Origin of the sequence: Lawsonibacter faecis (assembly GCF_014287675.1) — a bacterium.
Taxonomy (GTDB): domain Bacteria; phylum Bacillota; class Clostridia; order Oscillospirales; family Oscillospiraceae; genus Pseudoflavonifractor; species Pseudoflavonifractor faecis.
In genome coordinates, this window is record NZ_JACOPQ010000007.1 from 1 (window position 1) to 24,883 (window position 24,883).

Here is a 24,883-nt window from a genome sequence, read left to right on the forward strand (position 1 = left end):
TCCACAACGCCGGGCCTGGAGGCGACGAAGAAGGGCTGCCTGGTGGTGGAGGACGACGGCGTGACGACGACCCGCGAGGGCGTGTTCGCCGGCGGCGACGCGGTGACCGGCGCGGCCACCGTGATTCTCGCCATGGGCGCGGGCAAGAAGGCCGCCGAGCAGATTCACGCCTACATCGCCGGAAAATAAACCGATAACGACGCGGCCCGACACTGGCGGGCCCTACGCCAAGCATGGTAGGGCCCGGCATTGCCGGGCCGCGTTTTCAACCGTTTCGCATAAAAGGAAAGGGGTCTTCTTTATGCTGCATTTAAAAGAGTATCTGCCCGGCCTGAAGCAGGGCATGGCGCTGGACGTCGGCACCCGTTTCGGCGAGTTTGCCTTCACTCTGGTGGAGGCGATGCCCGAGGGGTCACGCATCATCGGCATGGACTGCGAGCCGGAGACGGTGGCCCAGGCCCGGGAGAAGAGCGCGGGCAAGGGCGTGGAGTTCATGGTGGGCGATGCGGCCCATATGGACTTTGAAGACGGCGTATTCGAGCTGGTAGCCATCTCCAACACCCTGCACCACATTGAGGATTACGGCGCGGTCCTGGACGAGATGCTCCGGGTATTGAGGCCCGGCGGCTATTTCATGGTAAACGAGATGTTCTCCGACAACCAGAACGAGGCCCAGCAGACCCACTTTGAGCAGCACACCCTGGAGGCCAAGCTGGATATGCTCTCCGGCGGCTTCCAGCGTCCCACCTGGAAGAAAAACGAGATCGTGGATATTCTCAAGCGCCTGCCCTTGACCGACGTGCGGATGGTGGAGCTGCTGGAGGAGTCCAAGATGGACGGCAAGCTGGCGGAGAAAAACGCCAAGCTGGTGGCCGCGGTTGAGAAAAAGGCCGCCGGCACCCCCGATTTCCAGACCCTTCTGGACGAGGCCAGGCATATCCAGGCCCGCTGTGAGAAGACCGGCATCCAGCGCTGCACGCAGCTGGTTTATATCGGGAAAAAGGCGTAAGAGCCTGTGAAAGCCCCCGCTTCTATTTCAACCGCTCCAGCAAAGACGGACAATAGATAAATCCCCCCTGATGTAGGCAATAAAACTTACATCAGGGGGGATTGCTATATGGCAGGAAAAAATCAAACCGTAGAGGCGTTCACAGCCGTCCCGGGGATTTTTGCAGTGCGCGCCGCAGACCATTCCTGCCGCGGCTTCCAGGCCTCGGCGGAACGCCGTATCCGGCGGCCATCGGTGACGGACGCGGCGGTCAAGTCCTTTTTTGTAAAATTCGGATGGACTTATTCCCATTTGTGCTATACTATACCTGTATCTTTGTCAACCAAATGAAGAAAGAGGAACGATATGGCAGGAACAAAAGACAAAAACACCATTGCCGGCGTATTCCAGGGCACCAGCCGGGGCTTCGGCTTCGTGACGCCCGAGGGTGGGACAGACCGCGACGGCGACTATTTTATTCCCCCCAGGGCCACCGGCGGAGCCTGGCACGGCGACAAGGTGACAATTGTCCCCGACCGGGCCGACCCCTTTGACGGGGACCGGCGCAGCGCGAGGATCGTCTCCGTGCTGGAACGGGCAAACAAGACCGTTACCGGCACCCTGCGGCGGTTCGAGCGGGAGCTCTGGCTCCAGCCCGACTCGGACAAGCTGCCCGGCCCGATCAAGCTGACGGGGAAGAGCCGGGGGCTCCACTCCGGGGAGAAGGCCGCGGTGGAGGTCCAGAGCTACGGCGGAGGCGGCAAGCCCCCATTGGGCGCGCTGCGGGAGACCTTCGGCAAGGCGGGGACCCGGGAGGCGGCCGCCGCGGCCATCCTCTACAACTACGAGATCGACCGGGAGTTCCCCGTCAACGTCCTGGAACAGGCGGAGGCCGCGGCCGAGACAGTGCCCGCCGAGGCTCTGGCGGGCCGCCTGGACCTGCGGGGGAGGTGCGTCATCACCATCGACGGCGCCTCCGCCAAGGATCTGGACGACGCGGTGAGCCTGGAGCGGGATGCATCCGGCCGCTGGGTGCTGGGGGTCCACATCGCCGACGTGAGCCACTATGTCGCAGAGAAATCCCCTCTGGACCTGGAGGCCTGGGAGCGGGGGACCTCGGTCTACTTCGCCGATCAGGTAATCCCCATGCTGCCGGTGGAGCTCTCCAACGGTATCTGCTCCCTGAATCCCCAGGTGGACCGGCTGGCCCTCACCTGTCTTATGACCATGAGCGAGGGGGGCGAGGTGCTGGGCCACAGTGTCCACAAGAGCGTCATCCGCACCACCGAGCGCATGACCTACGAGGACTGTAACCTGCTGCTGGCGGACAGCCTGCCGGAGGAGGCCGTCCTGCGGACCCAGAAGCGGGCGCTGGAGGAACGTTACGCCCACATCCTGCCCATGCTGCGGGACATGGCGGTTCTCGCAAAGGCGCTGGAGAAGCGGCGCAGGCTCCGGGGCAGCCTGGACCTGGACACCAGCGAGAGCTATATCATCTGCGACGAGCAGGGCCGGCCGGTGGATATCCGCACCCGGAGGCAGGGGGAGAGCGAGGCCCTGATCGAATCCTTCATGCTGTGTGCCAACGAGACCGTGGCCCAGCACCTCTTTGAGCGGGAGAAGCCAGGGGTCTACCGGGTCCACGAGAAGCCCTCCGCCGACAAGGCCGAGGGACTCAAGACCATGCTGGAGCCCTTCGGCTATACCTTTCAGGAGGCGGACAACTTCACCCTGCAAAAGATTCTGGAGGACGCCGGGACCAAGCCGGAGGCCCCCATCATCAGCACCATGGTCCTCCGCTCCCTGATGAAGGCCCGGTATGACACCCAGAATCTGGGACACTTCGGCCTGGCGGCCAAGTACTACTGCCACTTCACCAGCCCCATCCGGCGGTATCCCGATTTGATGGTCCATCGCATCCTCAGCAGAGTCATAGAGGATGGGGAGCGGCAGGGGAAGGCCCCCTGGGAGAAGCGCATGGCCGTCATGGCACAGAAGGCGGCCGTCCAATCCTCCGAGCGGGAGATCGCCGCCCAAAATGCCGAGCGGGAGATCGAGAAGCTCTATATGGCCGAGTATATGTCCGGCCACATCGGTGAGGAGCTGACCGGAGCGGTCTCCGGCGTAACCAAGTTCGGCCTCTTTATCATGCTGCCCTCCGGCGTGGAGGGGCTGCTCCCTGCGGAGGCTCTCCCCGGCGACAAGTGGCACTACGACGAGAAGCGCATGACCCTCCGCGGTGAACACACGGGGCGGGTCTTCTCCTTCGGCATGGCGCTGGAGGTGGTCTGCGTCCAGGCCGATCCGGGCAGCGGGCAGATTGACTTCCGCCTGGCGGGGGAAGGCGAACTCCCTGTCATCGCGCCCAGGGAGAAGCGACACGAGCTGCCCATCGCGCCCGATTTCGTCAGGGGAAAGCCCCGTACAAAAGCCGGGGGCAGGCGCGCCAGACCGCCCCGGCACAAGGCGGGGAGGGGCGGCGGAAGGAAGCGGTAAGGGGGCCGGGGCCTTCCGGCTCTTGTAAATGAGGTGAAAAGCAATGACAAAGCGTAGAATAATGGCGGCAATATTGCTGCTTGTATTCGCCTTTGCCGCCGGCTGCACAGGGGATCCCGCCCAGCCGCCGGCGGCGGAGTCGAGTCCTGCGGCCGCCGACCGGCCCCCGGTTTCCCCGACGCCAGAGACGGCCCGGCCCGAAGCCACCGCCCCTGTGACGCCCACGCCTGAGACCGGCGCTCCCGTCCCGGCGGACCCGGTGCAGGAGCGGTTGGACGCCATGACCGTGGAGGAGAAGGCGGCCCAACTCCTGGTGGCGGGCATTGAGGGGACCGAGCCGGGCGCGGACGCGGTATCGGCCATTCAGGGCTACCATGTGGGCGGGGTGATCCTCTTTGGACGAAATGTGGAGAGCGCCGCCCAGCTTGCGGAGCTGAACAGCGGTCTGCGGGCGCTGAACGACGGCTATATCCCACTTTTCCTCTGCGTGGACGAGGAGGGGGGACGTGTGTCCCGGATGCCCCCCGAGGTGGCGCCTTTGCCCGCCGCCTATGAGTACGGCAAGACGATGGACGGCGATCTCTGCAACCGGCTGGGAGAGACCCTGGCCGCCGAATGCAGGGCCTTCGGCTTCAATGTGGACTTTGCCCCCAGTCTGGATATCTGGTCTAATCCGGACAATACCGTGATTGGCGACCGGGCGTTCGGCAATGACAAGACAACCGTCAGCCTGATGGGCCCCCGGGTGGCCTATGGGCTCATGTCCAGCGGCGTGATTCCTGTTGTAAAGCATTTCCCCGGCCACGGGGATACCGCCGTGGACTCCCATGTGGGCCTCCCCGTGGTGGATAAGACGGTGGATGAGCTGATGGAGAACGAGCTGAAGCCCTTTCGTTACGCCATAGGGGAGGACCCGGGAGCGGGCAGGAGCGTTCCCGCCGTCATGGTGGCCCATATTCTCATGACGCAGCTTGACCCGGACCGCCCGGCGTCCCTGTCCCATGCGGTGGTCACCGGCCTCCTGCGGGAGAAGCTGGGCTTTCAGGGGATGGTGTGCACCGACGACCTCACCATGGCGGCGATTTCCGACGTCTATGGCATGGGGGAGGCCGCCGTCATGGCGGTGGAGGCCGGGTGTGATCTGTTACTGGTCTGTCACAGGCAGGAGAATCTGGAGGCCGCCTATCAGGGCCTGATGGACGCGGTGAACAGCGGGCGCATCACCATGGAGCGGCTGGACGAGAGCGTCTATCGCATCCTGGCGGTAAAGGAGGGGTACGGCCTCACCAACGACCCCGTCGAGCCTCCCGACGTGGAGGCGCTCAATGAGATCATCCGCGCGGCCCAGCCCTGAAGGAGAAGCCGTGCGCGGCGGAGATAAGCTCTGTGCCGCGCACACCGCTCCTCATACATGAAGGCGCGTCGTGGGAATGGGACTGGAATGGGGAACCATTTTCGGCGCATCTCGTCTATATAGGCAGGAACTCAGGATGATTGAGGGGGAGGCTATGAAAAGGTTTGCGGCAATCTTTTTATCGCTGGCCTGTGCGCTTGGCCTGGCCGGCTGCGGCAATTTAAGCGTAGGGCCCGGAAGACCGGTTTCCACTTATATTGGCGACTATGTCACCCGAGTGGATATGACTCACAGCGTTGGCGGGGTAACGACCCAATGGGTGGCGGAGAATGAAGAGGTCGACAGACTGAGGACGTGGGCCTCGGAACTGGAATATGAGATTTTTGCGGATGAAGAGGGCCGGTCTCCTGTGGACGAGGAGGAGGGAGAGCGCTATGATTTTGTTCTTACGGAGGGAGATTATCCGGGCTTTACCTATATTATCAACGGTCCGGACGACTGCTATCTTTTGATTGAGGGCAATTGGTTTTCCGTCTTGAACCCGTCTTACCCTCCGGCCGGGGGGTAAGATTTTTTCGTCTCCACTGGGCGGCAGGGCCGTGCTGAAAAATGAGCGCCCCGGACGAATGTCCGGGGCGCTCATTTTCACTGATATTTACAGCGCTGCAAAGGCGTCCAGCATGGCCTGGGCGTCGGCGGGGGAAAGAGTCCCATTGGGGTTGAAGCGGTTGTCTTCACCCACGGGAATGAGCTTGGAGATGAGGTTCCACATGGCGCCCTCCGCGGCCCAGCCGTGGATGTCGGCGGCGTCGGCATAGCTGAGCTGGACGGCCCAGGCGCCCACGGGTCCCTTCTCCACGCTCTTGGCGTAGTTCAGGAGCATGACGGCTGCCTGCTCACGGGTGATGGGGGCGTCGGGCAGGAAGTTCCCGGTGCCGTCGCCGGAGACGATGCCCTTGGTGTAGGCCCAGGCCAGCGCGGCGTTGTGCCCTGCGTCCTTGAAGGGGGCGGACTCGGCGGCGGGGGACCCGGCGGCCTCGTGGAGCTTCTCCACGAACTGCAGGCGGGTCATGGTGTCGGACGCGGTGGCGTAGACGTGGAACTCGGTGTCATGGCCGGGAGTGATGTCGCGGCCGGCGGCGGTCTCGGACTTGATGTACTCGCCGATGATCAGGGGCACGGAGCCGCCCACGCCGCCGAACTGCTCGGACACGGAGGCGTTGAAGAGCACCTTGTCGCTGCCGGTGTTGATGCCGGTGGCGGCATACCAGCCGTAGGAGTCCGCGCCGGGGGTGGCGGACAGGCGGTAGCTGGAGAGGGCGACCTTCAAGACCGCGTCGTCGGCCAGGGGCGCGCCCTTGTAGGTGATGTTCTGGACGCGGCTGCCCTCGGGGTTGCCCACATATACGTCGTAGCTGATGCCATAGGCGATGTCGGTGCCGAAGCCCGCGCCGGTGAGGGAGCCGTCCTCACCGATCTGATAGGTGGAGGCGGACTGTTCCAGCCAGTCCTTGAGCTGCTTGCCGGTCATCTCGATCATATATAGGAGGTTGTTGTCGTACTTGTAGAACGCATAGCAGTTCTTGAGGCTGACGGCGGCGGTTTCCGCGCCCTCGGCGAAGAGGGAGGAGAGAGTAAAGCCCTTCTGGGGCACGGGGGTGGTGATGGACACGTCGGCGCCGGTGGCCCAGATCTGGGCCTTCTGAACCAGGTCATAGGTATCGCCCTGGGTGTAGTAGTAGTCGGAAACGTCGTCCCATTTTCCGGAGAGGGTGCCGATCTGCTGGTTGACAAAGGGGACGGTCTCGTCGTAGTAGGGTTTGATGAGGGCGGAGAGGCCCGCGTCGTCCTCGTAGTCCTTCAGGTTGAGGGCATTGCTCTCGCCCAGGGACAGGGTGCCGTCGGACCTCAGAGTCAGGGTGGTGGCAGTCAGCGTGTTGCAGCCGCCGTTGACGCAGGGGATCTCCCTGCCGTCGGCGTTCTTGATGGAGTAGATGCCGGGGGTGTGGTTGTGGCCGGACATGACCATGTCCACGCCTGTGGTGTTCTCAATAAAATAGCGCATCTGGTTTTCAGCGGTGAAGCCCTCCATAGAGCCCTTGGCGCCGTCGGCGCCGTCGCCCACGGCGTCTCCGCCCTCACCGGAGTGGGCCGCCACAATGACGAAGTCGCACTTGGCGGTCTCGCGCATCTCCTGCTGCCAGTAGTTGACCCACTCGTAGACATAGGTGCGGTCGGTGTTGCCGTCGTGGGTGAACTGGAGGCCGGCGTAATGCTCAGGCACGTCCCAGTTAGGCACATTCACATTCTCGAAGCCCAGCACGCCGATGGTGAAGGTCTTCCCGCCCACAGTGAATTCCTTGGTGATGTAGGGCTTAAACTTGGGCTGCTGGGTGTCGGTGTAGATGAGGTTGGCGCACACCACGCTCACAGGGGAGCCGGCGACGGAGGCGTCGGTGCTCTGGAGGAGGTCGTAGAATTTGGTCTGAATCTCACTGGAGTAGTTGAACTCATGGTTGCCCAGTACAAAGGCGTCGTAGCCGATGTAGCGCAGGCAGTAGGCCATGGGGTTCTCCTCGCCCTCCTTCATGTTCACGTTGTAGCTGGTGATGGCGCTGCCCTGGATAATGTCGCCGCAGTCCACCAGGACGCTGCCGTCCACCTTGGCGCGCTCCTCCTTCACGGCGGTGGCGACCTTCAGGTAGCTGTTGTTCACACTGCCGTCGGTCAGGGGATCGGTGCCGTAGCAGCGGCCGTGCATGTCGGTGGTGGAGTAGATGCCGATGGTGATGGACTCGGGCGCGGCGGCCAGGGCGGAGAGCCCCATGCAGCTGACGGCTACCAAGCCGGCCAGCAGGCCGGTCAGGGTGCGGGAGACGCGCTTTTTACTCATGTAATCGCTTCCTTCTTCTGGATTTGGGCTATGGCCCGTGGATAGGGTCATTATAACGGGTCCATTCGGGGACCACAACGCAATTTGTCCTTTTTTTACAATAATCGTTGAGGAAGGCGTGAAAAACGGGGGGCCCGCCGCCGTGCGGCGCAGGCAGAAAAACGCCTCTGTTTCATTTGAAACAGAGGCGTTTTTTCCTGATATGGTCCGGCTTACAGTTTCGCCAGGGCGGCGGCGGTCTTGGCTGCCACGCGGGCGTTGTTGTATACGAGCTGGATGTTGGAATCCAGGCTGTCGCCGCCGGTCAGGTCCTTGATTTTGGCCAGCAGGAAGGGTGTGGTTGCCTTGCCGTGAATGCCCTGCTCCTTGGCCTCGGCCACGGCCTTTTCGATGGCGGCGCCGATTACGTCGGCGTCCATGGAGTACTCCTCGGGGATGGGATTGGTCACCAGCATGCCGGACTTGAGACCCATCTCCCGGGAGGCGTGGAACGCGGCGGCCAGGTCCTCGGGCGTGTCGATCCGGTAGTCCACGCCAAAGCCGCTCTTCCGGGTGTAAAACGCGGGCAGCTCCTCGGTGCCGTAGCCGATGACGGGCACGCCGTGGGTCTCCAGGTACTCCAGGGTCAGGCCCAGGTCCAGAATGGACTTGGCGCCCGCGCAGACGACCATGACGGGGGTCTGGCCCAGCTCCTCCAGGTCTGCGGAGATGTCCATGGTGGTCTCGGCCCCGCGGTGGACGCCGCCGATGCCGCCGGTGGCGAAGACCTTGATGCCCGCCATATGGGCGATGATCATGGTGGTGGTGACGGTGGTGGCGCCGTCCTCACCCCGGGCGACCAGCACCGCCAGGTCCCGGCGGCTGGCCTTGTTCACACCCTGGCCCTTTTTGCCCAGATACTCAATCTCCTCCTTGGAGAGGCCCGCTTTCAGGCGGCCGCCGATGATGGCGATGGTGGCGGGCACCGCGCCGTTTTCGCGGATGATGTTCTCCACGTTGAGGGCCGTCTCCACGTTCTGGGGGTAGGGCATACCGTGGGAGATGATGGTGGACTCCAGAGCTACGACGGCCCTGCCCTCGGCCAGGGCGGCGGCAACCTCGGGGGAGACGTCCAGGTACTTGTTCAGGTTGTTCATATTGATGACCTCCAAATAAAATTGAGTGGATTTGGCAGGGACAGAGCCCTTGCGCTGTCCGGCGGATTTCAGCAGCGGCGTGAAATAAATTGGGTCACAGGCCCATTCGGGCGGTCAGCGCCTCCGCGCTCATCCTGGGATTGATGGTCTCGGCGCTCTCCATGGCGATGGCCCCGGCGGCCAGGGCGGCCCGGGCGGTGCCAATCAGGTCGGTGCCCTCCAGATAGGCCCAGGCCGCAGCGGCCATGGACGCATCCCCGCAGCCGGTGGTGTTGACCATCTCGCCCTTGAAGCAGGGCACATGGACCCGGTCGGCGTGGTCGGCTGCGAAGATGCCGTCGCCCCCCATGGAGATGAACACCCTGCGCAGGCCGGTGGCCAGCAGGGCGTCCGCCGCGGCGTTCAGACTCGCCTCGTCGGTGATGGGCACGCCGGAGAGAAGCTCCGCCTCAATGCGGTTGGGCTTGAGGGTATGCAGCCGCCCCAGGACGGGTTTGAGCTTCACCGCCTTGGCGGTGGACACCGGGTCGGCGAAGATGGGCACCTTCATGTTTTCACACAGCCACGCGATGGACTCGGCGGGGATGTTGGTGTCGGTGACGATGAGCTGGGCGTTGTCCAGCAGGGCGCGGCGGGACTGGAGATAGGCGGGGGTGACGTGCTCGTAGATGTCCATGTCGGACACCGCCAGAGCCATGTCCCCGTCGCTGCCGGAGATAAAGAGATAGGTGGAGGTGGCGCCGCCGGGCACCTGGAGGGCCTGGGAGATATCGATGCCCAGCTCCCCGCAGGAGGCGGCGATTTTCTGGGCGTACAGGTCGTCGCCGAAGGCGGTGAGCAGCCGCACGTCGATGCCCAGGAGGCTCATGTTGTGGGCGATGTTCCGGCCCACGCCGCCCAGGCTCATGCGGACCTTGCCGGGGTTGGAGTCCTCCGCCACCAGTGGCGCGCTGGACCGGCCGCCGATGTCCATGTTCACCCCGCCGATGACCGCGGCGTAGGAGGGGTTGCGCAGCACGTAGCCCTTACCCGCGATGTAGCCCTTCTTCATCAAATTGGAGATGTGGACCGCCACCGAGGAGCGGGTGATGCCCGCCCGCTCCGCCAGCTCCTGCTGGGAGATGAGGGGATCTTCTTCTATCCAGTGGAGGATTTCGCGTTCTCGCTGGGTCATGTCCCACACCTCATTTTCTAAATAAATGCTTACACAATTAACTTATGCTTATAAATTACCACGGCGCACATGCAAAGTCAAGAGGGCGTAACTGTCAAAATTAAATATGGTTTTTTGGATAGTTTGACCGGACGGCGGGTGAAACGGGGGCGTACGGCGGCAGGGTCGTCCACCGCCCCCGCTTTGCCGCGCAATATGCTGCGGGCCGCACCCACACCGCCTGTCCCGCCGGACCGACCGACCGCCGAGAAAAGCTGGACGGCAGGGAGGAGGTTCGGGTATACTGAGAGCGAAAAGAGGTGAGGGAGATGCGGGTGGAGTTCCGGCCGGAGCCGGGCTGCGGGGAACCCTATCTGGTGCTGGTGGCGGAGGAGCGCAGCGGGGAGACGGACGCGCTGATGGCAAAGCTCTCCGCCCTGGGTACGGGACCGCTCCCAGGCCGGCGGGGGGACGAGGCGCGCCTGCTGGGGCCGGAGGAGGTGCTGCGGTTCTACGGCGGGACCAAGGAGGTCTTCGCCCACTGCGCCGACGGGAGCGAGTGGCAGCTGCGGGAGCGGCTCTATGAGCTGGAGGAGCGCTTCTGCCCCGGCGGGGCGTTCCTGCGCATCTCCAACTCGGAGATTGTCAACGTGAAGCGAGTCACCGGGCTGGACCTCTCACTGGCAGGCACCATCCGCATGACCCTGGACGGAGAGGTCGTGTGCTACGTCTCCCGGCGGTATGTGAAGAAGATCAAAAAAGCCCTTGGGATATGAGGAGGCGGCGGTATGAAGCCGGAGATAAAAAAAGCGCTGAGCCGGGCCTGTATCGGTTTTCCCTGCGGGGCGGGCGTGGTGTGCCTGCTCCCCATCCTGTGGGGGTGCGCCAGCGGCGGGGGGGTATGCCTGACCACGGGCGCTCTGGTCCTGTCCAAGGGCACCGAGGCCGGTGCCGCCTTGTTCCAGTTTTTGTGCGTTGGTACGCTTGGGGCGGCAATAGGCTTCTCATCCATCTTTCTGGAGCGGGAGGGGAGCTTCCTCTGGAACTCCCTGTGGCACTTTCTCTTCAATATTACCGCATTTACCGCCACGGCCTGGAACTGCCGCTGGTTTGAGGTAAGGGGGGACCGCTTCTTTCCGCGCTATCTGGGCGTGACGGCGGTGCTGGCGGCATTCTACCTCATTGTCTGGGCGGCGCGGTGCATCGCGTGGCGCTCCGATGTGGCTGCCATTCGTAAAAAGATGGGCCTTGCAGAGGCGCAGTCCGGGCCGTCCCCCCTCAAGTGGCGGGAGAGCCTGCCCTATCTGGTGCTGGCGGCGGCCCTCTTCCTGTTGCTGCGGCCCCTGCTCGCGCCGTTGGACGGTCCCGACGTGCCGGTGCTGACGGGCCTTCTCCTGCCCTGGCTCTGTTACCCATTTACCGCGGCGGTGGCTGGCTTCGCCGCGGGTCGGCAGTACGGCCCGTGCCCCCTCCTGCCTCCGGCGGTTCTCACCGCCTTTCTGCCCAACCTTCTCTTTTTCTCCCCCGCCTACGACCTATCCCAGGGGCTGGCATACGCGGGCATTGCCCTGGTTTTCAACCTGCTGGGCGCGCTCTGGGGAAAACTGCGGCAAAAACAAAAGTAGAGGTTGTAAAATACATGGAATTTCCTTATAATAGAGTCAATTGTGAATAAAGGCTTGGGGCGGCATTCCGGCGCCCCTACAACGACGTAGAGAGAGGGAAATTCCATTGAAACGCACGACTATTTCGCAGATTTTCGCCGACCAGGACCACTTTGGCGGCCGGACCGTCACGGTCTGCGGCTGGGCCCGGACCATCCGGGATATGAAGACCTTCGGCTTCATTGAGCTTAACGACGGCTCCTGCTTCAAGAACCTCCAGATTGTCTTTGAGGACGGCGTGGTGGAGAACTTCAAGGAGATCGCCAAGCAGAACGTGGGCGCGTCCTTCGTGGTCACCGGCACGGTGGTCCTCACCCCTGGAGCCAAGCAGCCCCTGGAGGTAAAGGCCGCGGCCATCGAGGTGGAGGGCCCCTCCGCCCCCGAGTATCCCCTCCAGAAGAAGCGCCACAGCGTGGAGTATCTGCGCACCATCGCCCATCTGCGGCCCCGCACCAACCTCTTCTCCGCGGCATTCCGGGTGCGCAGTGTGGCGGCCCACGCCATCCACTGCTTCTTCCAGGACCAGGGCTTCGTCTATGTCCACACCCCCATCATCACCGCCAGCGACTGCGAGGGCGCGGGGGAGATGTTCCGCGTGACCACCCTGGACATGGAGAACCCGCCCAGGGGGGAGGGCGGCGCGGTGGACTACAGTCAGGATTTCTTCGGCAAGAGCGCCAACCTGACGGTCTCCGGCCAGCTGAATGCCGAGTCCTTCGCCATGGCCTTCGGCAATGTCTACACCTTCGGCCCCACCTTCCGGGCAGAGAAGTCCAACACCACGCGCCATGCCGCAGAGTTCTGGATGATTGAGCCAGAGATGGCCTTCTGTGACCTCCAGGGCGATATGGACGTGGCCGAGGCCATGATCAAGTATATCATCAACACCGTTATGGAGAAGTGTCCCGACGAGATGGCCTTCTTCAACTCCTTTGTGGACAAGGGCCTGGTGGAGCGGCTCTCTCACGTGGCCTCCTCCGATTTTGCCCGGGTGAGCTACACCGAGGCGGTGGAGCTTCTGAAAAACTCCGGCCACAAATTCGAGTACCCCGTGGACTGGGGCTGCGACCTCCAGACCGAGCACGAGCGCTTCCTCACCGAGGAGGTCTTCCGCAAGCCGGTCTTCGTCACCGATTATCCCAAGGAGATTAAGGCCTTCTATATGCGCCTGAACGACGACGGGAGGACCGTGGCCGCCGCCGACTGCCTGGTGCCCGGCATCGGGGAGATCATCGGCGGGTCCCAGCGTGAGGAGCGGCTGGACTTGCTGGAGGGGCGCATCCGGGAGCTGGGCATGGATCCGGAGGATTACTGGTGGTACCTGGACCTGCGGCGCTACGGCGGGACCAAGCACGCGGGCTTCGGCCTGGGCTTCGAGCGGATGGTCATGTACCTCACCGGCGTTTCCAACATCCGCGACGTCCTGCCGCACCCCCGCACAGTGGGCAGCGCGGATTTCTAAAGGCGGCAGGACGTCGGGGCCCCATGAAATGGGGCGGCGCGTAAGCGCCGTACAAGTGTATCGGCCCATATCGGGCCGATACCTTGATGCCGGGCGGATTCATTCCGCCCGTGCAGATTCAATCACCGGGGTCCCCGCACGGCCTTGGCCGTGTGGGGCCTGCCGCACCCCCGCACAGTGGGCAGCGCGGATTTCTAAATTGATATGAAAAAGTCGGGAGCCTGATTGGCTCCCGACTTTTTTGCAGATGTGAGCGGCCGCACGGCGGGGCCCGCGCGATATGGGGCTTATTCCGGCGCAGCTGGGGGGCGGGACGGGGCCGAGGCGCCCTGTTCCGTCTCGGGGACGGGTTCCGGTTCCCAGGAGCCGCCGCCGGCGATTTGAGGCCACTCCACGACCTCGCCGTGGGTGAAGACGTAGTCCAGGAACGCCCGGACCTTCTCCTCGCCGATATGGTAGGAGGCCCCGGTGGAGATCAGGTTGGTCTGGAGGTAGCCCTCCCCGTTCACCGACAGGGAGAGGTTATGAATGCCCAGAACCTCCACGGTGACCGAGAAGCCCATGAGAGACGCGGTGTAGTGCCCGCTGCCCTCATTTTTCAGCGCCCTGTCGCCAAGGAGCAGGTCCCACGCGGCGGCGGGGTCGGGCAGGCGGTAGCTGAGAGCCCGGCCGGGGTCCTGATAGGCTCCGTCGTAGTAGACCAGGCCGAACGTCAGATTTTGTTCCAGCCCAAGGTCGTCGATAAGTTCACCCAAGGTGCCGCTGCTGTAGTCTTCGGCCCGGCAGGTGTAGAATCCGTCATGGCCCTCGTACTGAACCGCCACGGCGGCGGCGGGGGAGATGCCGCTGAGGGCGTAGACGGCGCAGACCGTCGAATAGTCCCTGTCCTCGTACAGGTCGTGTCCGGTGGCCGTGCCCCCGCCCAGAAGCGCGCCCACGGCCCCGGCGTCCACCGGACAGGCGGCGTAGTAGTCCGCGCCGTCCCAGTCGATTTGGCCGTACTGCCGGTAGAGGGGCATATCCTCCCAGCGGGGCATGACGTAAATCTCACCCGAGGAGGGGAGAGGGTCTGCCGTCGGGCCGCCCCGCAGGGCGAAAAAAACCCCGGAGATCAGCGCCAGACAGGCCGCCCCCATGGCGAACGGACGGATTCGGCGGCGTTTTTGGTGCGGGGATTCCAAGGCCTCTTCGATCAGGGCGTCGTCAATTTCCGTGACGCCCCGATAGAGCTGCTGCGTATTCATAGGGCGTATCCCTCCTGTTCCAGAAAATCCTTCAGCTCCAGGCGGAGCCGGCGCAGGCGGACCGCCAGCGCGTTGGGGGTGCAGCGGCATTCCCGGGCCAGTTCCCCCACGCTCTCGCCCAGCCAGTACCGCCTGAGGAAGAGCCGCCGCTTCGCCCCGTCCAGTCCCCGGAGCCAGCGGCTGATGTCCTCCCCCAGACGGCCGGCGTCGAACTCCTCCTCCGGCGAAGGGCGGGACCCGGCGCAGTCCCCCAGCTCGGAGAGAAGAACCTCCATCCCGCCGCCCCGCTTCTGCGCCCGGCTGCGGCGGCAGAGGCTGAGGGCGGCGTTGCGTACCAGCCGGCCCAGATAGGCGCGGAGGGACGCCGGCCGCTGGGGCGGGATGGAGTTCCACGCGCCCAGCCAGGCGTCGCTGACGCATTCCTCCGCGTCCTGCGCGCTGCCCAGGATGTTGACCGCCACAGAGCGGCAGTAGGGGCCGTATTTCCGCTCGGTCTCGCTGACGGCGGACTCCTCCCTGGCCCAGTAGAGTTCGATGATCTGCCGGTCGTCCAACGTCCATCCCCCCTCTGTGATGTCAATGAAAGGCCTTTCACCTAAATAGACGAAAATGGAAGAGGAATGTGACAGAAAAAAGCGTCCGCGGGAAAGTAATCCCGCGGACGCGTCTTACGGCAGCACGATGCCGAACTGTTCCATCACATCGTTCAGGCCGTCCTGGATCTCCTGGCGGGAGAAATTTCCGGCGGCCAGTTCCTGATCGCTGAGCTCGTTGAGGCGGCAGTAGAAGTCCAGCGCCACCTCCAGACAGTTCCGATCCCCGTCCTCAAGGGCGTCGAAGAGCAGATCCTCGCCCTCGGATATCCGCCCCTCCTTCAGCGCCGCATTCAGGGTCATATGGAGCCGGTCGGCATTGCTCAAGATGCCGTCTTCCCCGGCGGCGGAGGGGCGGTACTCCGCCGTGTCCTTCCGGAAGACAATCTTTGCAATGGCCAGGGTCAAGGTTTCGATCTGGCGCATCATCCAGTCCTGGGTGAACATAGGCGCGCTCCTCTCGGTGTCCAGAATAAGGGACAATATAAGAACGATTGTCCGAATGGGATTTCCTAGTTGTATTGACCCCGCCTACAGAAGGTGGTATTCTGTAGAGGAAATAGAACATAAGTTCTAAATCGGGCGGGACGGGAAGAGGGTGTGAGGCCCGGGACGTTTAAATCCAGCGGAGAATAAACAAAATGGCCGCCCCGTGAGGGGCAACCATTTCGTTTGGTGGAGGAGGGTGGATTCGAACCACCGAAGTCGAAGACAACAGATTTACAGTCTGCCCCCTTTGGCCACTCGGGAACTCCTCCATATCAAGTTGGGCCCTTTCAAAAGGACTTGGAGCTGGTGGACGGACTCGAACCCCCGACCTGCTGATTACAAATCAGCTGCTCTACCAACTGAGCTACACCAGCGTATCAGCTCGTCCACAGCAACGACTATTCTAGCAGAAGGAGGGGGGTCTTGTCAACAGGAAATTTAAATTTACCTGATATTTTTATGCGGGGGCGGAGGACAGGCTGTGTGCCGGGCGGAGGGACAGCGGAGAGAGGATGCTATTGAGAGAGCTATGACCCTGATGGAGTTATCACTGGAATACCGGGACCACGCCCGGGCACTGCGGGGGCGCATCGTGGAGCTGAAGGGGCTCCGGGGCGACGTGGATGAGGGAGAGCGCCTGTTCCTGGACCGGCGTGTCAAACTGCTGGAGACCATGTGGCGGGAGACCAGGGAACTGGCCGTGCTCACAGGGCGATATTATGACAGGGGGTATCGGCGCAATGCCAAATACACGTTATAGAAGAGGCGCGGAATACGCCGCAGATATGGCGGTCTACGCCAGGAGCATGACGGGGGACAGCCCGGAAGAGCACGCCCGCCTCAAGCGGAACCTGGTCCGGGCCCTGCGGGAGGACGTGACTGAGAAACAGCGGCAGGCGCTGTTCCTGTACTACGCCGAGGGGCTGAATATGCGGGAGATCGGCGAGAAGCTGGGAGTGGACAAGTCCACCGTGTCCCGGAACATCAAGCGGGGCGAGCGGCGGCTGCGCCGCTGCCTGCGGTCCGGCGCGGAGTCCCTTTTCCACGCGGAGAAGCGGGAGACAAAGACTGAAAAATGAAAAACCCAGGCGTGTCGAGAGAGTTGGGCGGTTGACGATTTAGGCGGCCAAATACCGCCGGTCCGGCCCTATTTACCGTGTGGCCTGTCCGCCGCTCCATTTATACATTCATTATGTTCTGCTTTACGCTTTCTTTAAACTTGCCCGGTATACTGTATCTATCGAAGGAAGCCGGGAGGCTTTGAAAGGGAAAAGGGAGGCGGCATCTTATGGACACGACCTTGATGATTGCGGTGGCGGCGGCAATTATTGCAATGTTCTTCGGGCAGGAGAAGAAGCCGAAAAGCGAATAAAATTCAAAAAAATGTCAGAAGCCCGCCGGTCCTACGGACCGGCGGGCTTCTCTGTACTGTCTGGGGAAAGCTTACTTCACGTAAGCGGCGGCGGACTCGCCGGCGATCTTACCGAAGACCACGAAGTCGGCAACGGCGTTGCCGCCCAGGCGGTTGGCGCCGTGAATGCCGCCGGTGACCTCGCCTGCGGCGAAGAGGCCGGGGATGACGGTGCCGTCGGCCTTGAGGACCTCGGCGGCGGTGTTAATCTGGATGCCGCCCATGGTGTGGTGCACGCCGGGGGCAATCTGGATGGCGTAATAGGGGGCGGTGTCCAGGGGATTGGCGAAGCTGGTGCGCTGATAGTCCTCGTCCACGCCCGCGGCCACGGCCGCATTCCACTTGTCCATGGTGGCGGAGAGGGCGTCGCCGGGAACGCCCATCGCCTCGGCCAGGGCCTCATAGGTATCGCCCTGAACGGTGTAGCCCTTGGTGATGTAGCCGGCGATGACGCTGGAGGCGTCCACCATCTTCTGGTCCACAATCAGCCAGGCGTTGCCGCCGGTCTGGGCCAGCTCGGCGGCGGAGACGGCGTCACGGGTGCCGACCTCGTCACAGAAGCGGCTGCCCTCGGCGTTGACGAGGATCGCGCCGTCGCCGCGCAGGCCCTCAGTAATGAGGGCGGAGGTCTTCTGCTCCACGGTGGGGTGAATCTGAATCTGGTCCATGTCCACGGTGGCGGCGCCCACCTTCTCGGCCATGGCAATACCGTCGCCGGTGATGCCGGGGGCGTTGGTGGTGACAAAGCCCTTCAACTCGCTCTTCAGCTCGGCCACCATGTCCAGATTGGCGCCGAAGCCGCCGGAGGCGATGATGACCGCGCCGGCATTGACGGTGTAGCCGTCGGCCTTCACGCCCACCGCCTTGCCGCCGTCCATAAGGATCTCGGTGACGGGGGCGTTGAAGATGATCTCCACGCCGTTGTCGGCACAGGCGGTCTCCATAATGGGGATGATGTAGGAGCCCACGGAGATGGTCTTGCCGTCCTTCTCGGGGCGGTGGATACGGTTGACGGACGCGCCGCCGAAAGCGCCCACATTGTGCAGCTCGGCGCCGATGCCGTCCAGCCAGTCGATGGCGGCGGCGGAGTTCCCGGCCAGGGTCTTCACCAAATCGTAGTTGTTGAGGTTCTTGCCGCCCACCAGGGTGTCCAGCATGAAGAGCTCAACGGAGTCGAAGTAGCCGGTGGGGTTGGCCTTGTACTCGTCGTACTGGGCCTGGACGGTGGCGGTCAGCTCGGCGAGTTCGGGGTAGCTCTCAGCCGCTGCGGCCAGGGTCTTCTCCACGCCGGCGGACTGGCCGAACTCGTTGGCGTCCTGCCATTCGGTCTTGGCGGCGTTCATGCCGCCGGTGGAGCGGACGGAGTTGCCGCCCACCATGGCGGTCTTCTCCAGAATGACGACGCTCTTGCCGGCCTGGGCGGCGGCGATGCCCGCTGCCATACCCGCGCCGCCGGCGCCCACGACCACCACATCGGCCTCCAGGGTCTGCTCGCCGGCGGGCTCGCTGCCGCCGGTGGTGATGGGGGCCAGGGCGGCCACATCCACGCCCGCGCTCTCCAGCGCGGCGGTGACGGCGGCGATGATGCCGTCGCTGGCCATGGTGGCGCCGCCGATGGTATCCACCTGGACGGACTGGGCGTCCACAATGGCGTCGGGCAGGGCGTCCACGGCCTTGGAACCGATGCCGTCGGTCTCGTCGTGCTCGGTGACGACGACTTTCTCAATTCTGTCGGCGGAGAGGGTGACCTCTACCTTAATGGGACCGGCATAGCCCTGGCCCTCGCCGGTGTAGGTGCCGGGGGTGAACTTACCCTCGGCCACGGGGGTGCTCTCGCTGGGGGTGGGGCTGGTGCTGGGCTGCCCGCCGCCGGAGCAGGCGGCCAGGCTGAATACCAGCGCCATGGCAAGCAGCAGTGCGCTTAGCTTCTTTGTCATTGCATCAGTCTCTCCTTATTTTACTAATTTGTGTACGAAAAGACGATAAGACCGCCCTAACGCGCCACTATTTATACCATAAGGAATACTAAAAAGCAACATATTTCGTCAACAAATTAACAAGTTTATTGTAAATGAATAAAACCACACAGGACTTTCTATGTAAAATGGGCAACCTATGGACACAGACCATCTTTACACAGACTTTACAATGCTCTGTGAGACAACTTTACAATGGGCCGATATACTGAATACTGTTACAGGACCCAAGTGAATGATAAATCGATTGATTGGAGCGAAACAAGAATGAAGAAGGTATCTGCACTGATTCTCTCGCTGGCCCTCTGCGTGGGCCTGCTGGCCGGCTGCGGCGCCCCCGCCGCCACCCAGAGCCCCTCCCAGTCCCCCGCCGGTTCCCCGGCCGGCGGGAGCGCCGCCCTCACCGGCAAGGTGGTCACCAACGGCTCCACCTCTATGGAGAAGGTCATCGGCGCCCTCATTGAGCAGTTCAAAACCGTGCAGCCCGGCGTCACCGTCACCTACGACCCCACCGGCTCCGGCACCGGCGTGGAGGCCGCCAAGAACGGCACCGCCGACATTGGCCTGGCCTCCCGCGCACTGAAGGATGCCGAGAAGGATGGCGGCCTCACCGAAACCGTCATCGCTAAGGACGGCATCGCCATCGTGGTCAATCCCGCCAATGGCGTGGAGGACCTGACCGTGGAGCAGATTGCCCGGATCGCCAGGGGCGAGATCGCCAACTGGAGCGAGGTCGGCGGCGGCGACGCCGAGATCGCCTTCATCGGCCGGGAGGCCGGTTCCGGGACCCGCGGCGCCTTTGAGGAGATTACCGAGACCGCGGACGTGTGCGTTTACAGCCAGGAGCTCACCTCCACCGGCGCGGTCGTCACCGCCGTCGCCACCACCCCCGGCGCCATCGGCTACGTCTCCCTCTCCTCCGTGGACGACACTGTGAAAGCGCTGAAGGTGGCGGGCGTGGCTCCCAGTGAGGCCACCGTCCTGGACGGGACCTACGCCATCCAGCGGCCCTTCGTCTTCGCCACCAAGACCGACGAACCTCTCAGCGAGGCCGCCCAGGCGTTCTACGACTTCGCCATGGACAGCGCCAACGCCGAGCTCTACGCCGCCGCCGGCGTGGTGCCCGCCGCGAATTAAATCGCAGCCCTCCCTCTGACGGCGACGCTCCCGCTCCGGCCTTCAAGCCGGGGCGGGGGCCTGCACCGTTTTCTCCCGCTTCATCGATTACCCCCGATGACCGCCCCTTTACCTGACAATCCTCCACACTTCTTGAGAAAGGTGATACGCCTATGACGACCAATACCCCACAGGCGGCCCAGGCGAACAGCCCCCTGGTAAAAAAAAGAGGACTGCGGGAACTGCTGGAGCGGGGGATGAACGTCCTCTTCTTCCTGTGCGGACTGGTGGCGGTGGCCTTTGTGCTGTTCATCACCGTGTACCTCATTATCTCCGGCCTGCCCGCCATTCAGGAGATCGGCCTCAAGGACTTCCTCTTCGGCACCAAGTGGGCCTCCACGGCCAAGGAGCCGGAGTTCGGCATCCTCCCCTTCATTCTGACCTCTGTTTACGGCACCGCAGGGGCTATGTTTTTCGGCGTGCCCATCGGTTTCCTCACCGCCGTCTTCCTGGCCAAGCTGGCCCACCCCAGGGTGGCGGCGGTCATTCGCACGGCGGTGGACCTGCTGGCGGGCATCCCGTCGGTGGTGTACGGACTCATCGGCATGACGGTGCTGGTGCCCGCCATCCGGGTGGCCTTCGGCCTCTCCTCGGGCGCCACCCTTTTCGCCGCCATGATTGTGCTGGCGGTGATGATTCTCCCCTCCATCATCAGCGTGTCTGAGACCGCACTCAAGGCGGTGCCAAAGGAGTACGAGGAGGCTTCCCTGGCCCTGGGAGCCACCGAGATTGAGACCTACTTCCGCGTAAGCGTCCCTGCGGCCTCCAGCGGCATCGCCGCCGCGGTGGTGCTGGGCATCGGCCGGGCCATCGGCGAGGCCATGGCCATCATGATGGTGGCGGGCAACGTGCCCAATATGCCCTCCCTCTTCAAGAGCGTGCGCTTTCTCACCACCGCCATCGCCTCCGAGATGTCCTATGCGTCCTACGGCTCCCTCCAGCGAAATGCCCTCTTCTCCATCGCATTGGTGCTCTTCCTGTTCATCATGCTCATCAATGTGCTGCTCAATACCCTCCTTAAAAGGAAGAAAAACAAATAGTACTTTGGACAAAGGAATGGTATACTGATGCAAATGGAACGTCGCTCGGCCCGGCGTGTGCTGTACGACCGGGTGCTGCGGGGACTGCTCTACTTCTCCGCCTTTCTCACCTGCGCGCTGCTGGTGGTGCTGATCGGGTATATCTTCTACCGGGGCCTGCCCAACGTCACCTGGGAGCTGCTCTCCACCGAGCCCAGCGTACTGCGGGACGTGATCGGTATTCTTCCCAATATCATCAACACCCTGGCGCTGATCTTCGGCACCCTTCTCATCGTCCTGCCCCTGGGCGTGGGCGCGGCCATCTACCTTAACGAGTATGCCAGGAGCCGGCGGATGGTGGAGATCATCGAGTTCGCCACCGAGACCCTCACCGGCATCCCCTCCATCCTCTTCGGTCTGGTGGGCATGCTCTTCTTCTGCCAGGTTCTGGGCTGGGGCAGCTCCATCCGGGCCGGCATCCTGACCCTGGTCATCATGATTCTGCCCACCATCGTCCGCACCACCCAGGAGAGCCTGAAGACCGTCCCGGCGTCCTACCGGGAGGCGGCCCTGGGACTGGGCAGCGGCAAGTGGCGCATGGTGCGCACGGTGGTCATCCCCAGCTCCATCGACGGCATCGTCACCGGCTGCATCCTCTCCATCGGCCGGATTGTGGGCGAGTCCGCCGCCCTGCTCTTTACGGCGGGCAGCGCGTCCATTCTGGTGGGGAACCTCTCCGACCTGCTGGGGAACTCCGGCGGCAGCCTGACCGTGGCCCTCTACATGTACTCCATGGAGCGGGGCAAGATTGAGGTGGGCTTCGCCATCGCCGCCATCCTGATGGTCCTGACCCTGCTCATCAACCTGGCCGCCAAGTGGCTGGGTAAAAAGCTTAAAAAGTAGGGGGCGGCCTCCGCCCCGCGTATGCTATCAGAACGCAGGGGGTGGCCTCCGTGCCGCCCCGTTGGATAAAGGAGAGTTCCTATGGACGCTCGGCCCATTATCGCCGCCCGGGACCTGAACCTGTGGTACGGCGCGGCGCAGGCCCTGTACAGTGTGGATATGGATATCCCCGAAAAGCAGGTCACCGCCCTCATCGGCCCCTCCGGCTGCGGCAAATCCACCTTTCTCAAGACCCTGGACCGGATGAACGATCTGGTACCCGGCATCAAAATCACCGGCAGTGTCCAGTACCGGGGCACCGAGATTTACGACAGCAAGGTGGACGTGACCTGGCTGCGCAAGCAGATCGGCATGGTCTTCCAGAAGCCCAACCCCTTCCCCATGAGCATCTACGACAACATTGCCTACGGCCCCCGGACCCACGGCGTGCGCAGCAAGAGCAGGCTGGACGACGTTGTGGAGAAGTCTCTCCGGGGGGCGGCCATCTGGGACGAGGTGAAGGACCGGCTCAAGAAGTCCGCCCTCTCCCTCTCCGGCGGACAGCAGCAGCGGGTGTGCATCGCTAGGGCCCTGGCGGTGGAGCCGGATATTCTGCTGATGGACGAGGCTACCTCGGCTCTGGACCCCATCTCCACCAGCAAGATTGAAGACCTGATCGCGGACCTCAAGAAGGACTATACCATCGTCATCGTCACCCACAATATGCAGCAGGCCACCCGGGTCAGCGACAAGTGCGCCTTCTTTCTCCTGGGCCGGCTTATTGAATTCGGCGACACCACCGAGCTGTTCAGCGTGCCCAGGGACAAGCGCACAGAGGACTACATCACCGGACGGTTTGGGTAAACGGTGTGTGGAACATCATGCAGCGGCCGGGCCCGCTTGTCCCTGCCGCGCCGGGCGGCGCGAGACAAGCGTTTTGGCTTCGCCAAAACCTTGATGCCGGGGCAAGTAAATTGCCCCGTGCAGATAAAAAGGAGCCGGGGTCCCACCGGGGCCTGACCCGGTGGGGAGCAAGCGCACGGAGGACTACATCACCGGACGGTTTGGGTAAACGGTGTGTGGAACATCACGCAGCGGCCGGGCCCGCTTGTCCCTGCCGCGCCGGGCGGCGCGAGACAAGCGTTTTGGCTTCGCCAAAACCTTGATGCCGGGGCAATTTACTTGCCCCGTGCAGATAAAAAGGAGCCGGGGTCCCACCGGGACCTGACCCGGTGGGGAGCAAGCGCACGGAGGACTACATCACCGGACGGTTTGGGTAAACGGAGCGTGGAACATCACGCAGTGGCCGGGCCGCTTGTCCCTGCCGCGCCGGGCGGCGCTCATGGTTTCGCCGGTGAAACTGATTACCCCTGCATAACCCAGCGGAGCGGGGCGCGCCCCGCAGCCCTGACCTGACAGAAGGAGGCAAAAATATGCGCAAGACTTTTGATGCTGAGCTCCAGGAGCTCAACGCGGAGATGATAGACATGGCCGCCGCTGCGGAGGACGTGATCGACGTGGTCACGGCGTCCCTCTCGGCCTCGGACCGGGACGCGGCCAAGGCGGCCATCGATATGACCCGCAGCATGGACCAGATGGAGCGTGACATTGAAAACCGCTGTCTGCGGCTGCTGCTGCAGCAGCAGCCGGTGGCCCGGGACCTGCGGACGATCTCGGCGGCGCTGAAGATGGTGACCGACCTCCAGCGCATCGGCGACCAATGCGCCAATATTGCGGAGATATCCCTCCTGCTGGACAGCCAGACGGGCAGCCAGGCCATGAAGGATATCCGCGCCATGAGCCAGAAGGCGGGGGTCATGGTAAAACGGGCGATTTTTGCCTACGCCAACCGGGACACCGGGGCCGCCCACGCGGTGGTGGACCTGGACGACGAGGTGGACAGGCTGTTCAGCGCGGTTAAGGGCGAGCTGGTGGAGCTGATAGTCCAGAACCGGGAGGAGGCCGACCAGGCCATCGATCTCATCATTATTGCCAAGTATCTGGAGCGCATCGCCGACCACGCGGTCAATATCGCCCAGTGGGCCATCTACTGTGTGACGGGCGAGCTGGTGGGATAAAAATAAAAGAGAAAAGGGAAAAGGCCAGTGCCCGGAGCCGGCGGTATGGGCTGGGATTGCTTTTGCAGGGCGCATAGGGGAAAGCTGAGTCCCGAAGGCTTTTTTACGGTTCTTTTACTCGGAGGTTTACCATGCCGCAGTCGATTCTGGTCGTCGAGGACGACGAGAGCATCCGTGAGATGCTGCGCTATTATTTTAAATCTGTGGGCTACGAGGTCCGCTCCTATGAGTCGGGGGAGGCCATGTTCCAGGGGGAGGAGGGGCAGGGCTGTCCCGTGCTGTGCATCCTGGACATCATGCTCCCCGGCATGGACGGGCTGGAAATTCTGCGCCGTCTGCGCACCGACCGGGACCGGAGCAAGGTGCCTGTCATCCTGCTCACCGCCCGTACGGCGGAGATGGACCGGGTGGCCGGCCTGGAGGCCGGGGCGGACGACTACGTGGTGAAGCCCTTCGGCATCATGGAGCTCCAGGCTCGGGTCAAGGCGGTTCTCCGCCGGACCCAGCGGGAGGGGGAGAGCCGGCTCATCCACTACGAGGACCTGGAGATCGACCCCGCCGCCCGGGTGGTCCGCAGGGCGGGGGCGGCCGTGGAGCTCACCTTCAAGGAGTTCGAGCTCCTCAAGCTCCTGGCCTCCCACCGGGGCGTGGCCCTCACCCGGGACGAGATCCTCCAGTCGGTCTGGGACTACGACTACACCGGCGAGACCCGCACGGTGGATATGCACGTCAAGACCCTCCGTCAGAAGCTGGGGGAGGAGTACATCACCACCGTCCGCGGGGTGGGATATAAGATGAGCTGAGAAGAAAGAGGCGTGATCGGTCTGGATATCCGCCCGTTCACTCTGCCTTTTATCGTCTTTCTTTAA

The 24,883-nt window shown here is 63.2% G+C and carries 22 protein-coding genes, 2 tRNA genes and 1 pseudogene; 16 read left to right on the top strand and 9 right to left on the bottom strand.

Going from position 1 to position 24,883, the window contains the following annotated elements:
* From H8S62_RS09810 to H8S62_RS09830, 5 genes and pseudogenes are all read left to right on the top strand, one after another.
* Positions 1-189 (top strand): annotated as a pseudogene (locus H8S62_RS09810) (dihydropyrimidine dehydrogenase); the annotation flags it as partial.
* A gap of 112 nt (positions 190-301) precedes the next feature.
* On the top strand, positions 302-1,009 hold the full coding sequence (locus H8S62_RS09815; protein ID WP_155151513.1) for a class I SAM-dependent methyltransferase: 708 nt from the start codon (positions 302-304) through the stop codon (positions 1,007-1,009).
* A 345-nt stretch (positions 1,010-1,354) separates the two neighbouring features.
* Positions 1,355-3,484 carry a ribonuclease R gene (gene rnr / locus H8S62_RS09820; RefSeq protein ID WP_186919149.1) on the top strand — a complete coding sequence of 710 codons (2,130 nt, stop codon included), beginning with the start codon at positions 1,355-1,357 and terminating at the stop codon, positions 3,482-3,484.
* Between the two features lie 43 nt (positions 3,485-3,527).
* Positions 3,528-4,838 (top strand): beta-N-acetylhexosaminidase, encoded by a 1,311-nt coding sequence (gene nagZ, locus H8S62_RS09825; RefSeq protein ID WP_155151507.1) that lies wholly within the window; start codon positions 3,528-3,530, stop codon positions 4,836-4,838.
* Positions 4,839-4,992: 154 nt separating this feature from the next.
* On the top strand, positions 4,993-5,406 hold the full coding sequence (locus tag H8S62_RS09830) for a hypothetical protein (RefSeq protein WP_155151506.1): 414 nt from the start codon (positions 4,993-4,995) through the stop codon (positions 5,404-5,406).
* An 87-nt stretch (positions 5,407-5,493) separates the two neighbouring features.
* On the opposite strand, the gene H8S62_RS09835 is transcribed toward H8S62_RS09830, so the two are convergent.
* The 3 genes from H8S62_RS09835 to H8S62_RS09845 form a co-directional block, all read right to left on the bottom strand.
* Positions 5,494-7,731 carry a 5'-nucleotidase C-terminal domain-containing protein gene (locus H8S62_RS09835; protein WP_173023517.1) on the bottom strand — a complete coding sequence of 746 codons (2,238 nt, stop codon included), beginning with the start codon at positions 7,729-7,731 and terminating at the stop codon, positions 5,494-5,496.
* Between the two features lie 212 nt (positions 7,732-7,943).
* Positions 7,944-8,867 carry a pseudouridine-5'-phosphate glycosidase gene (locus tag H8S62_RS09840; RefSeq protein ID WP_155151501.1) on the bottom strand — a complete coding sequence of 308 codons (924 nt, stop codon included), beginning with the start codon at positions 8,865-8,867 and terminating at the stop codon, positions 7,944-7,946.
* Positions 8,868-8,961: 94 nt separating this feature from the next.
* A complete protein-coding gene (locus H8S62_RS09845) occupies positions 8,962-10,041 on the bottom strand; it encodes a PfkB family carbohydrate kinase (protein WP_155151498.1) in 1,080 nt (359 codons plus the stop codon).
* Between the two features lie 308 nt (positions 10,042-10,349).
* Between H8S62_RS09845 and H8S62_RS09850 the strand changes: the two genes are divergently transcribed.
* The 3 genes from H8S62_RS09850 (at position 10,350) to asnS (ending at position 13,146) form a co-directional block, all read left to right on the top strand.
* Complete coding sequence (locus H8S62_RS09850) at positions 10,350-10,796, top strand: LytTR family DNA-binding domain-containing protein (RefSeq protein WP_186919150.1); 447 nt, start codon at positions 10,350-10,352, stop codon at positions 10,794-10,796.
* Between the two features lie 12 nt (positions 10,797-10,808).
* Positions 10,809-11,645 carry a DUF3021 domain-containing protein gene (locus H8S62_RS09855; protein ID WP_186919151.1) on the top strand — a complete coding sequence of 279 codons (837 nt, stop codon included), beginning with the start codon at positions 10,809-10,811 and terminating at the stop codon, positions 11,643-11,645.
* A gap of 121 nt (positions 11,646-11,766) precedes the next feature.
* Positions 11,767-13,146, top strand: coding sequence for an asparagine--tRNA ligase (asnS, locus tag H8S62_RS09860; RefSeq protein ID WP_423788676.1), 1,380 nt, complete (start codon positions 11,767-11,769; stop codon positions 13,144-13,146).
* Between the two features lie 287 nt (positions 13,147-13,433).
* Here asnS and H8S62_RS09865 read toward each other — a convergent pair whose 3' ends face one another.
* From H8S62_RS09865 to H8S62_RS09885, 5 genes are all read right to left on the bottom strand, one after another.
* Positions 13,434-14,390 carry a hypothetical protein gene (locus H8S62_RS09865; RefSeq protein WP_186919153.1) on the bottom strand — a complete coding sequence of 319 codons (957 nt, stop codon included), beginning with the start codon at positions 14,388-14,390 and terminating at the stop codon, positions 13,434-13,436.
* On the bottom strand, positions 14,387-14,944 hold the full coding sequence (locus H8S62_RS09870) for an RNA polymerase sigma factor (RefSeq protein WP_155151483.1): 558 nt from the start codon (positions 14,942-14,944) through the stop codon (positions 14,387-14,389). The genes H8S62_RS09865 and H8S62_RS09870 overlap by 4 nt, the downstream gene beginning before the upstream one ends.
* A 114-nt stretch (positions 14,945-15,058) precedes the next feature.
* Positions 15,059-15,430, bottom strand: coding sequence for a DUF6483 family protein (locus H8S62_RS09875; RefSeq protein WP_155151480.1), 372 nt, complete (start codon positions 15,428-15,430; stop codon positions 15,059-15,061).
* 226 nt (positions 15,431-15,656) lie between these two features.
* Positions 15,657-15,741, bottom strand: a tRNA-Tyr gene (locus H8S62_RS09880).
* Positions 15,742-15,770: 29 nt separating this feature from the next.
* Positions 15,771-15,846, bottom strand: a tRNA-Thr gene (locus H8S62_RS09885).
* Between the two features lie 164 nt (positions 15,847-16,010).
* Between H8S62_RS09885 and H8S62_RS09890 the strand changes: the two genes are divergently transcribed.
* Both H8S62_RS09890 and H8S62_RS09895 read left to right on the top strand, forming a co-directional pair.
* The gene (locus tag H8S62_RS09890) at positions 16,011-16,232 is read left to right on the top strand and encodes a hypothetical protein (RefSeq protein ID WP_243141845.1); all 222 of its coding nucleotides are present in this window, start codon (positions 16,011-16,013) and stop codon (positions 16,230-16,232) included.
* The gene (locus H8S62_RS09895) at positions 16,213-16,551 is read left to right on the top strand and encodes a sigma-70 family RNA polymerase sigma factor (protein WP_186919154.1); all 339 of its coding nucleotides are present in this window, start codon (positions 16,213-16,215) and stop codon (positions 16,549-16,551) included. The genes H8S62_RS09890 and H8S62_RS09895 overlap by 20 nt, the downstream gene beginning before the upstream one ends.
* Before the next feature lie 364 nt (positions 16,552-16,915).
* Here the strand turns inward: H8S62_RS09895 and H8S62_RS09900 are convergent, their stop codons facing one another.
* Complete coding sequence (locus H8S62_RS09900; protein ID WP_186919155.1) at positions 16,916-18,820, bottom strand: flavocytochrome c; 1,905 nt, start codon at positions 18,818-18,820, stop codon at positions 16,916-16,918.
* A 306-nt stretch (positions 18,821-19,126) separates the two neighbouring features.
* Here H8S62_RS09900 and H8S62_RS09905 point away from each other — a divergent pair, with 306 nt between their 5' ends.
* The 6 genes from H8S62_RS09905 (at position 19,127) to H8S62_RS09930 (ending at position 24,817) form a co-directional block, all read left to right on the top strand.
* Positions 19,127-19,996: a phosphate ABC transporter substrate-binding protein gene (locus tag H8S62_RS09905; RefSeq protein ID WP_186919156.1), complete on the top strand. Its 870-nt coding sequence runs from the start codon at positions 19,127-19,129 to the stop codon at positions 19,994-19,996.
* A 236-nt stretch (positions 19,997-20,232) separates the two neighbouring features.
* On the top strand, positions 20,233-21,075 hold the full coding sequence (gene pstC, locus H8S62_RS09910; protein WP_243141852.1) for a phosphate ABC transporter permease subunit PstC: 843 nt from the start codon (positions 20,233-20,235) through the stop codon (positions 21,073-21,075).
* A gap of 27 nt (positions 21,076-21,102) precedes the next feature.
* Entirely contained in the window at positions 21,103-21,957 is an 855-nt protein-coding gene (pstA, locus tag H8S62_RS09915; protein WP_155151463.1) for a phosphate ABC transporter permease PstA, read from the top strand.
* 81 nt (positions 21,958-22,038) lie between these two features.
* Positions 22,039-22,800 carry a phosphate ABC transporter ATP-binding protein PstB gene (pstB, locus tag H8S62_RS09920; protein WP_155151459.1) on the top strand — a complete coding sequence of 254 codons (762 nt, stop codon included), beginning with the start codon at positions 22,039-22,041 and terminating at the stop codon, positions 22,798-22,800.
* A 569-nt stretch (positions 22,801-23,369) separates the two neighbouring features.
* On the top strand, positions 23,370-24,014 hold the full coding sequence (gene phoU, locus H8S62_RS09925) for a phosphate signaling complex protein PhoU (RefSeq protein ID WP_155151455.1): 645 nt from the start codon (positions 23,370-23,372) through the stop codon (positions 24,012-24,014).
* Between the two features lie 131 nt (positions 24,015-24,145).
* Positions 24,146-24,817 (top strand): response regulator transcription factor, encoded by a 672-nt coding sequence (locus tag H8S62_RS09930; RefSeq protein ID WP_186919157.1) that lies wholly within the window; start codon positions 24,146-24,148, stop codon positions 24,815-24,817.
* The last annotated feature ends 66 nt before the right edge of the window (positions 24,818-24,883 follow it).

Excerpts from the sequence above, each read along its gene's own strand:
- H8S62_RS09815 (WP_155151513.1), top strand. The coding sequence starts at position 302 with ATGCTGCATTTAAAAGAGTATCTGCCCGGCCTGAAGCAGGGCATGGCG.
- rnr (WP_186919149.1), top strand. The coding sequence starts at position 1,355 with ATGGCAGGAACAAAAGACAAAAACACCATTGCCGGCGTATTCCAGGGC.
- nagZ (WP_155151507.1), top strand. The coding sequence starts at position 3,528 with ATGACAAAGCGTAGAATAATGGCGGCAATATTGCTGCTTGTATTCGCC.
- H8S62_RS09830 (WP_155151506.1), top strand. The coding sequence starts at position 4,993 with ATGAAAAGGTTTGCGGCAATCTTTTTATCGCTGGCCTGTGCGCTTGGC.
- H8S62_RS09835 (WP_173023517.1), bottom strand. The coding sequence starts at position 7,731 with ATGAGTAAAAAGCGCGTCTCCCGCACCCTGACCGGCCTGCTGGCCGGC.
- H8S62_RS09840 (WP_155151501.1), bottom strand. The coding sequence starts at position 8,867 with ATGAACAACCTGAACAAGTACCTGGACGTCTCCCCCGAGGTTGCCGCC.
- H8S62_RS09845 (WP_155151498.1), bottom strand. The coding sequence starts at position 10,041 with ATGACCCAGCGAGAACGCGAAATCCTCCACTGGATAGAAGAAGATCCC.
- H8S62_RS09850 (WP_186919150.1), top strand. The coding sequence starts at position 10,350 with ATGCGGGTGGAGTTCCGGCCGGAGCCGGGCTGCGGGGAACCCTATCTG.
- H8S62_RS09855 (WP_186919151.1), top strand. The coding sequence starts at position 10,809 with ATGAAGCCGGAGATAAAAAAAGCGCTGAGCCGGGCCTGTATCGGTTTT.
- H8S62_RS09865 (WP_186919153.1), bottom strand. The coding sequence starts at position 14,390 with ATGAATACGCAGCAGCTCTATCGGGGCGTCACGGAAATTGACGACGCC.
- H8S62_RS09875 (WP_155151480.1), bottom strand. The coding sequence starts at position 15,430 with ATGTTCACCCAGGACTGGATGATGCGCCAGATCGAAACCTTGACCCTG.
- H8S62_RS09890 (WP_243141845.1), top strand. The coding sequence starts at position 16,011 with ATGGAGTTATCACTGGAATACCGGGACCACGCCCGGGCACTGCGGGGG.
- H8S62_RS09895 (WP_186919154.1), top strand. The coding sequence starts at position 16,213 with ATGCCAAATACACGTTATAGAAGAGGCGCGGAATACGCCGCAGATATG.
- H8S62_RS09900 (WP_186919155.1), bottom strand. The coding sequence starts at position 18,820 with ATGACAAAGAAGCTAAGCGCACTGCTGCTTGCCATGGCGCTGGTATTC.
- H8S62_RS09905 (WP_186919156.1), top strand. The coding sequence starts at position 19,127 with ATGAAGAAGGTATCTGCACTGATTCTCTCGCTGGCCCTCTGCGTGGGC.
- pstC (WP_243141852.1), top strand. The coding sequence starts at position 20,233 with ATGAACGTCCTCTTCTTCCTGTGCGGACTGGTGGCGGTGGCCTTTGTG.
- pstA (WP_155151463.1), top strand. The coding sequence starts at position 21,103 with ATGCAAATGGAACGTCGCTCGGCCCGGCGTGTGCTGTACGACCGGGTG.
- pstB (WP_155151459.1), top strand. The coding sequence starts at position 22,039 with ATGGACGCTCGGCCCATTATCGCCGCCCGGGACCTGAACCTGTGGTAC.
- phoU (WP_155151455.1), top strand. The coding sequence starts at position 23,370 with ATGCGCAAGACTTTTGATGCTGAGCTCCAGGAGCTCAACGCGGAGATG.
- H8S62_RS09930 (WP_186919157.1), top strand. The coding sequence starts at position 24,146 with ATGCCGCAGTCGATTCTGGTCGTCGAGGACGACGAGAGCATCCGTGAG.